Here is an 8262-nt window from a genome sequence, read left to right as displayed (position 1 = left end):
AAGAACGTTTTGAGTCGCTTTAGCGTCTCAAGGGATGCGAATAATACACCCTTTATTTTTCGAGTCAACACTTTGTTTTAAACTTTCTTTTTAGAAGATTTAAAACCGAAGTTTTATTTAACTCTCTGAGTAGTTCGTGCCTCGCTATGCGTTGTCCGCTGCGCGTCGCCATATCCCGTCTCAGTGGGGTCGCATTATAGGGAGCGGCGGATTTTACGCAAGCGTTATTTGCATAAAACAGTAATTAAAATTAAGCCCCAAGCAAGCGCACACGATAGACACAAGTTACCCACAAAACCCTGTTGATAACTCTGTTTTTGAACTTTAAAACTAAACACTTTTATCCTGATGTGATAAGTTGCGGTCACTTTTTTTAACTCATGTATTTAGGCAGTATCCATGACAGACATAATAAATAGTATAAGTGCCCTTCTATGGGGGCAAGTTCTCGTCTACTTATTAATAGCAGCGGGCCTCTTCTTTACTTTTCGACTAGGCTTTATTCAATTTGTGCAATTCCCACATATGTTCAAAGTTATGTTTGGTTCTCGTAAATGTGCCGATAACGAAATTTCATCCTTTCAGGCTTTTTGTACTTCATTAGCAGCTCGTGTCGGTACTGGCAATATGGCAGGTGTTGCTGTCGCCTTATACCTAGGTGGCCCAGGTGCTATTTTCTGGATGTGGCTTATTGCATTAATAGGTATGGCTACAAGTTTTGCCGAGAGTACTCTAGCTCAGGCTTATAAAACAAAAGATGCAGATGGTAATTTTAGAGGTGGCCCTGCTTATTATATGCAAAACGGTCTAGGCAAACGTTGGATGGGAACTTTATTCTCGTTATGTTTAATTTTAGCCTTTGGTTTAGTATTTAACGCAGTACAGTCAAACTCTATTGCTGCAGCATTTGAAGTAGCGTTTGATGTACCTAAGTATATAGTAGGCATTTGCTTGGTTATTGGTTCTGGCATCATTATTTTTGGTGGCCTAAAAACAATTTCTCGCTTTGCTGAAATGGTTGTGCCATTTATGGCATTAGCTTACCTGCTGGTTGCACTTTATGTATGCGCCATTAACTTTACTGCACTACCAGATGTGCTAGTGCTTATTATAAAAAGTGCTTTTGGTATTGAACAAGCTGGTGCTGGTGCTATTGGTTATGGTGTTACACAAGCGATGATCCAAGGTATAAAGCGTGGTTTATTCTCAAACGAAGCTGGTATGGGTAGTGCAGCTAATGCCGCGGCTACTGCGACACCTTACCCTCCTCACCCAGCATCACAAGGTTATGTGCAAATGTTAGGCGTATTTATTGATACTATTGTTATTTGTACAGCGACTGCTTCTCTTATTTTACTATCGCAGCAATTAGTACCTGAATCTGGTGTTATGGGGATTGAACTTACACAAGCAGCATTACAAGAACATGTCGGCGACTGGGGTACTTACTTTATTGCTATTGCTATATTGTTTTTTGCTTTTACTTCTATTGTGGCTAATTACTCTTACGCTGAAACAAATTTAATGTTTTTAGAGCACAACTCTAATAAAGGTATGTTTATCTTTAGACTTGTTGTTTTAGGTATGGTGATGTTTGGTGCTGTTGGTGAGCTTGGTTTAATTTGGACGCTGGCAGATATATCAATGGGTTTAATGGCCATTGTAAACGTTATAGCGCTATTTATGCTTTCAGGTGTTGTTGTATGGCTTTCAAAAGACTATAACGAACAACGCAAAAAGGGCTTAATACCCACCTTTGACAAAAGTAAGCATCCTAAACTTGCTAAAGAGGTTGACCCAGCGGCCTGGGAATAGAAAATAATCAGCGAGCTACGGCTCGCTTTTTTAGTTCTAAAATAACAAATACTACGCTTAATCATCTCATTGCTTATAAATAAAAGTTATATTAATTTTAAAACTATTTTATATTTAATTACGTAGGATATATGAATTAAGTTATCTATAAAAAGGAGATCCGATGGATGACATGACAAAAAAATACAGTATAGACACTACTGATTACCAAGTTGGGCAAGATAATGTACAAAAGTGGGGATTTGATATCCATAACCCAGTATTTGGTATAAGCGCCTTCTTAGTTGTTTTATTTGTAATACTTACCCTAGTTTTTGACCCTACCGTTACCCGTGATGCACTAACCTCGACTAAAGACGCAATAATTAATCAATTTGATAGTTACTTTATGTTACTAGCCAATGCCTTTGTGATCTTTTGCGTTATTTTAGCATTTTCTCCTTTAGGTAAAATTCGGTTGGGTGGCGTAAAAGCTCGTCCAGAACATGGTTACATGTCATGGCTTTCAATGCTCTTTGCAGCAGGCATGGGGATTGGCTTACTGTTTTGGGGAGTTGCTGAGCCAACTGCATATTATACTGGTTGGTATCATATGCCTATGGGCGTTGAGCCAAATTCACCGCAAGCACACTCATTAGCTTTGGGTGCAACCATGTACCACTGGGGTTTACATGGATGGGCGATTTACGCAGTTGTTGGATTAAGCTTGGCTTTTTTTGCATTTAATAAAGGCCTTCCTTTATCTATACGTTCGGTTTTTTATCCATTATTTGGTGATCGCGCCTGGGGGTGGCTTGGTCATATCATAGATATACTCGCTGTACTGTCTACTTTATTTGGTTTAGCTACATCGCTAGGCCTTGGCGCTCAACAAGCTACCAGCGGGATAAATTACCTGCTAGGCACTGATTACGGGACCGCTTTTCAAATATCTGTTATTGGTTTAGTAACGTGCATTGCAATTTTCTCAGTTATTAGAGGTATTGAGGGGGGTGTTAAAGTACTGAGCAATGTTAATTTAATTTGTGCATTTATTTTATTATTAGCTGTTATTGCCCTTACTTTCTCTGATGCAATTACTGCTATTTGGTTTACCCTTGGGGCGTACGTAGAGCACTTTGTACCTTTGAGTAATCCATTCAATAGACCCGATGAAGATTGGATGCACTCTTGGACTGTGTTTTATTGGGCATGGTGGATATCATGGTCGCCGTTTGTTGGGATGTTTATTGCTCGAGTTTCAAAGGGACGCACTGTACGCGAGTTTTTACTCGTCGTCATTGGCCTACCAACGCTTCTTAGTTTGGTTTGGATGGGCGTGTTCGGAAATATGGCAATTACACAAGTTATAGATAAAGTTGGCCCACTTGGACAAAATGGTTTAACTGATATCTCAGTGACTTTATTTCAAGTATACGAGCAGTTACCTCTTTCTAGTTTTATTTCTATTATTTCTATAGCACTCGTTTTGGTGTTTTTTATAACGTCGTCTGATTCAGGATCGCTTGTAATAGATGGTATAACTGCGGGCGGTAAAATAGATGCACCAGTGCCACAACGTATATTTTGGGCTACAGTCGAAGGCGTGATTGCAGCGGTATTGCTCTGGGTTGGTGGCTCGCAAGCATTGCAAGCGCTTCAGTCGGGCGTAGTTACTACAGCTTTGCCGTTTTCAATAGTACTTATTTTAATGTGTGTTGCGCTTATTCAAGGCTTGTTGAGCGAGTATCCAATTTACAAAGCTCAGAGTAAACTGCAATAACAATTTATCTTTTATAAGCGATCCTCAAGGGTCGCTTATAAAATCTTCGCAATTCGTATAACTAAGTGCTTAACACATTCCCTATACTCCTACCTTAAATTTATTTTAGACACCGCACTTCTATTACATTCATTAATGCCACCCCTCGTTAAAACTTAGGTGCAGGAGTAATTGCCAAGAAAATTAAATAACCAGCGTTCTGATTTTTTGCTCTGTTATAAACAGGTGCTCTTATACCAATTCAGTTAATTAAGTGATCTATTTTGAGGATGGTGAAACTCTAAGATATTAAAAAGAAATAGATTTTAAAGGTAAGTAGGTATTAAAAATAAGATTAGAGAATTTAAGTAAGAATAATTTTTGAATTTTTTAAAATTAGAAGCAATTTAGAATTTAAGTGAATTTTATCTGAGGATTTTAGTAAAGATGGTGCCCGAGGCCGGACTTGAACCGGCACGACTTGTTAGTCGAGGGATTTTAAATCCCTTGTGTCTACCAATTCCACCACTCGGGCATCGAGTTTGCTAATTAAAGCGTGTGGAGTAAATTATATGGAGGCGGAACCCGGAGTCGAACCGGGGTAAACGGATTTGCAATCCGGTGCATGGCCACTCTGCCATTCCGCCTAAATGTTTCCAAATAATTTGGAGCGGTACACGAGGCTCGAACTCGTGACCTCGACCTTGGCAAGGTCGCGCTCTACCAACTGAGCTAGTACCGCAAAATACTATTTTATCAACTTTAAATTATCTTGGTTAAACAATTTAAAGTGGTGCCCGAGGCCGGACTTGAACCGGCACGACTTGTTAGTCGAGGGATTTTAAATCCCTTGTGTCTACCAATTCCACCACTCGGGCATCGAGTTTGCTATTTAAAGCAAGTGGATAAAACTAATATGGAGCGGTACACGAGGCTCGAACTCGTGACCTCGACCTTGGCAAGGTCGCGCTCTACCAACTGAGCTAGTACCGCATCATATTAATTCTAAATTAACCATTTTATAAATTACACTTGGTAATGCAATTAAACCACAAAGTGGTGCCCGAGGCCGGACTTGAACCGGCACGACTTGTTAGTCGAGGGATTTTAAATCCCTTGTGTCTACCAATTCCACCACTCGGGCATCGAGTTTGCTAATTAAAGCGTGTGGAGTGTTGAAATGGAGGCGGAACCCGGAGTCGAACCGAGGTAGACGGATTTGCAATCCGGTGCATGGCCACTCTGCCATTCCGCCCCAGTACGGGGTATTAACCTTAAGATAAACTTGGAGCGGTACACGAGGCTCGAACTCGTGACCTCGACCTTGGCAAGGTCGCGCTCTACCAACTGAGCTAGTACCGCATTTTATTTATCAGTTATTTGAATTAGCACATGATGATTTATGTGAACATTCAGGTAACTGATTAATTACCGTTTCGTTTATCTCGGGGGCTATGCCCTCTCAACACGGACGCATTCTACAGAGATTATTAAACGCGTCAATACAAAAAATGCTAGTTTTGAACTGTTTGCTTGTTTTTTATCTAAAACGGTGCGTTATTATACATTTAGAGTTAATTTTTAGTCAATTCACCCCATGCTGCACGTAAATATTGCATCATAGAACTCAAGGTTAAAAAGGTCGCAATGTACAGTAGTCCAAAACTTAAATAGTTCATCCATGTATCATATTGCCAAATCAAACCGATAATGGCTAACATTTGTGCAGCCGTCTTAATTTTACCCATGTTTGATACAGCGACATTACCACGCTTACCCTGCTCTGCCATCCATTCACGAAGTGCAGATATGATAATTTCACGGCTTATTATAATAAGAGCAGGTATAGTCATGTACATTGACTGGTACTGATCAGATAACGCTACCAGTGCGGCACATACCATTACTTTATCAGCAACAGGATCTAAAAAAGCACCAAAAGGGGTTGATTGCTCAAGCTTTCTTGCTAAATAACCGTCTAGTATATCGGTGATTGATGCAAGCCAAAAAATAAAGGCGGCAGCAAAAAAAGCCCAGCTATAAGGCAAATAAAATATCACCAAAAAAACGGGGATAAGAAAAAGTCTAAATGTTGTGAGTGTGTTTGGAATATTCCACATAACTACTTGGATATGTCTTTTTTGCTATATTCGCATGTAGGGCTAGCCCTTGTCATGCAAATGGTTAAATATCTTCTCAGCCATGTCAGGGCTGATCCCAGGAACTTTCTTTAACTGTTCTATATTAGCAGCTTTTACTCCCTGCATGCCCCCTAAATATTTTAATAATGTTTGCCGACGCTTAGAGCCGACTCCATTTATTTCTTCTAGTAGTGATTGCGTACGTTGTTTTTGGCGTTTATTACGATGCCCTGCAATTGCAAAACGATGAGATTCATCACGTATATGCTGTATTAAATGTAGCGCAGGTGCATCTGAATCCATAGGTATGGTTTTTCGACCACCGTCAATCAATAGTGTTTCAAGGCCAGGCTTACGGCTAGTACCTTTAGCAACACCTACTAACAAAGGCATTTTTGTATGTGGCCAGTTAGAAAAGTACTGCTCCGCGCGCCCCAGTTGCCCCTTACCACCATCAATAAAGATAACGTCTGGAATTTTGTCTTCATCTACTAATTTGTTGTAACGCTTATTAAGTGCAAACTCCATTGCAGCATAATCATCACCACCGGTTATACCCGTTACATTATAGCGCCTATACTCTTTTGTATTTGGGCCTTGAGAATCAAATACAACACAACTTGCAACAGTGTTCTCCCCCATAGTGTGGCTTATATCAAAACACTCCATTCGGGTAATATCATCAAGTCGCAATGTTGCTTTTAATTGTGCATAACGTTTATTAATAGAGTCTTGGGTACTTTGCTTAACTGCAATACTGTTTAATGCATTTTTATTAGCCAGTTGTAAGTATTGAGCACGCTCACCACGGGTAACTACTTTAAGCGTTACTTTGCGCTCACTTATTTGTGTGAGTGCTTCACCGAGTGCCCCGCTCTCTTCTATTTCAAACGGTAATATGATTTCTTTTGCAATACGCCCTGTTGCTCCTGGCGCTAAATAGTACTGTCCTAAAAATGAAGTTAATATTTCTTGTTCACTCGAATCTTTAGGTACTTTTGGAAAATACGTTTTACTACCCAATACTTTGTGATCGCGGATCATTAATAAATGAATACCATTTAAACCATTTAAATGAGCAAAACCAACTACGTCCATTTCAGCAAAATTACCTGATATAGACTGTTGCTCCTGCATTTTACGAAGTAGCATTATTTGGTCGCGAACTTTTGCCGCCAGTTCAAAATTTAATTGTAGGCTGGCTGCTTCCATTTTTTTTATTAAATCAGCAATAACTTCGTGAGATTTACCCGTTAAAAACTTACGGACATAGTCAACTTGCTCGCTGTAATCATCATCCGTGACTTTATTCACACACGGAGCTGAGCAACGCTTAAGCTGATATTGCAGACACGGACGACTTCTTGCGCGGTAATAGGCATCTTCACATTGACGAACAGGAAATATTTTTTGCATTAACCGCAAGCTTTCAGATACCGCTCCCGCGCTCGGGAAAGGCCCAAAGTACTCACCTTTAATTTTACGACTGCCACGATGAAACGCTAAACGAGGGTGTTTATGGCTAGTTAATAAAATATAGGGATACGACTTATCGTCGCGTAATAATATGTTGTAGCGAGGCTGGTATTTTTTTATTAGATTATTTTCAAGCAGCAGCGCTTCTGTTTCAGTATTAGTGAGTGTGACTTCGATGTCACAAATATTACTCACTAAAACGCGTGTTTTGCTATCGGTAATGTTACTTCTAAAGTAACTGCTCACACGCTTTTTTAAATGCTTAGCTTTACCAACATAAATAACTTGGTTGTCACTATCAAGCATGCGGTATACACCCGGCTCACTTGATAGCGTTTTGAGAAAATGTACGTGATCAAATTCAGACATAAATTATAGTTAGTACGAAACGTCTATATCAATCATTTTATGACGAATTGCTAAATGGGTAAGCTCAACATCACCACCTACATTTAGCTTTTCAAACATACGATAGCGATAGCTATTTACTGTTTTTGAACTTAGGTTTAAACGCTCAGCTATATTTTGTGCTTTTTCACCTTTAGTGATCATAAGCATAATTTGCAGTTCGCGTTCAGATAAGCTCTGAAAAGGATTTTCGTCTGTGCGACCTGTCACTTGCGCAAGTGCTATTTGCTGTGCAATTTCAGGAGCAATATAACGCTGACCGGCATGAACACAACGAATGGCACGCACCATTTCGTCAGAGCCAGCACCTTTAGTTAAAAAGCCATGTGCACCAATTTGCATTACTTTACTCGGAAACGGGTCTTCACAGTTAACGGTAAGCACAATAATTTTTACATCAGGGCAGTAACGACAAATCTTTTTAGTCGCTTCTAATCCGCCCATGCCTGGCATATTCATATCCATTAATACTATGTTTGGCGCATGCTGACGACAAAACTGTACAGCCTCTTCGCCAGTTTTAGCTTCACCAATTACTTTAAACCCTCGTACATCATCAAGAATACGCTTTATTCCTGTTCGTACAAGTTCATGGTCATCAACTAAAAGTACATTAATCAATGGAACATCCTCACTTACCTAACAACATGCAATTTAATTAAATTAATTTGCCACAGTAAC

The 8262-nt window shown here is 39.7% G+C and carries 5 protein-coding genes and 8 tRNA genes; 2 read left to right on the top strand and 11 right to left on the bottom strand.

Going from position 1 to position 8262, the window contains the following annotated elements:
- Positions 1-399 precede the first annotated feature (399 nt).
- A complete protein-coding gene (locus H5088_RS18615) occupies positions 400-1815 on the top strand; it encodes a sodium:alanine symporter family protein (RefSeq protein ID WP_039488519.1) in 1416 nt (471 codons plus the stop codon).
- Between the two features lie 163 nt (positions 1816-1978).
- Entirely contained in the window at positions 1979-3577 is a 1599-nt protein-coding gene (locus tag H5088_RS18610) for a BCCT family transporter (RefSeq protein ID WP_182696262.1), read from the top strand.
- A 427-nt stretch (positions 3578-4004) separates the two neighbouring features.
- On the opposite strand, the gene H5088_RS18605 is transcribed toward H5088_RS18610, so the two are convergent.
- The 11 genes from H5088_RS18605 to uvrY form a co-directional block, all read right to left on the bottom strand.
- Positions 4005-4091: transfer RNA gene (locus H5088_RS18605), tRNA-Leu, on the bottom strand.
- Positions 4092-4129: 38 nt separating this feature from the next.
- Positions 4130-4203: transfer RNA gene (locus H5088_RS18600), tRNA-Cys, on the bottom strand.
- Positions 4204-4222: 19 nt separating this feature from the next.
- Positions 4223-4298, bottom strand: a tRNA-Gly gene (locus H5088_RS18595).
- A gap of 49 nt (positions 4299-4347) precedes the next feature.
- Positions 4348-4434, bottom strand: a tRNA-Leu gene (locus tag H5088_RS18590).
- A gap of 39 nt (positions 4435-4473) precedes the next feature.
- Positions 4474-4549, bottom strand: a tRNA-Gly gene (locus tag H5088_RS18585).
- A gap of 64 nt (positions 4550-4613) precedes the next feature.
- A tRNA-Leu gene (locus tag H5088_RS18580) sits at positions 4614-4700 on the bottom strand.
- A gap of 37 nt (positions 4701-4737) precedes the next feature.
- Positions 4738-4811 (bottom strand) — tRNA-Cys (locus H5088_RS18575).
- Positions 4812-4842: 31 nt separating this feature from the next.
- Positions 4843-4918: transfer RNA gene (locus H5088_RS18570), tRNA-Gly, on the bottom strand.
- Between the two features lie 212 nt (positions 4919-5130).
- On the bottom strand, positions 5131-5676 hold the full coding sequence (gene pgsA, locus H5088_RS18565; RefSeq protein WP_032827134.1) for a CDP-diacylglycerol--glycerol-3-phosphate 3-phosphatidyltransferase: 546 nt from the start codon (positions 5674-5676) through the stop codon (positions 5131-5133).
- A gap of 42 nt (positions 5677-5718) precedes the next feature.
- Positions 5719-7542, bottom strand: a complete 1824-nt coding sequence (uvrC, locus tag H5088_RS18560) for an excinuclease ABC subunit UvrC (RefSeq protein ID WP_039488521.1) — start codon at positions 7540-7542, stop codon at positions 5719-5721.
- A gap of 9 nt (positions 7543-7551) precedes the next feature.
- The gene (gene uvrY / locus H5088_RS18555) at positions 7552-8202 is read right to left on the bottom strand and encodes a UvrY/SirA/GacA family response regulator transcription factor (RefSeq protein WP_002963136.1); all 651 of its coding nucleotides are present in this window, start codon (positions 8200-8202) and stop codon (positions 7552-7554) included.
- Positions 8203-8262: the final 60 nt, after the last annotated feature.

The sequence above is a fragment of the Pseudoalteromonas sp. SR43-3 genome, from assembly GCF_014163875.1.
GTDB lineage: Bacteria > Pseudomonadota > Gammaproteobacteria > Enterobacterales > Alteromonadaceae > Pseudoalteromonas > Pseudoalteromonas distincta.
This window is presented reverse-complemented; position numbering and strand designations above follow the sequence as displayed.

Excerpts from the sequence above, each read along its gene's own strand:
- H5088_RS18615 (WP_039488519.1), top strand. The coding sequence starts at position 400 with ATGACAGACATAATAAATAGTATAAGTGCCCTTCTATGGGGGCAAGTT.
- H5088_RS18610 (WP_182696262.1), top strand. The coding sequence starts at position 1,979 with ATGGATGACATGACAAAAAAATACAGTATAGACACTACTGATTACCAA.
- pgsA (WP_032827134.1), bottom strand. The coding sequence starts at position 5,676 with ATGTGGAATATTCCAAACACACTCACAACATTTAGACTTTTTCTTATC.
- uvrC (WP_039488521.1), bottom strand. The coding sequence starts at position 7,542 with ATGTCTGAATTTGATCACGTACATTTTCTCAAAACGCTATCAAGTGAG.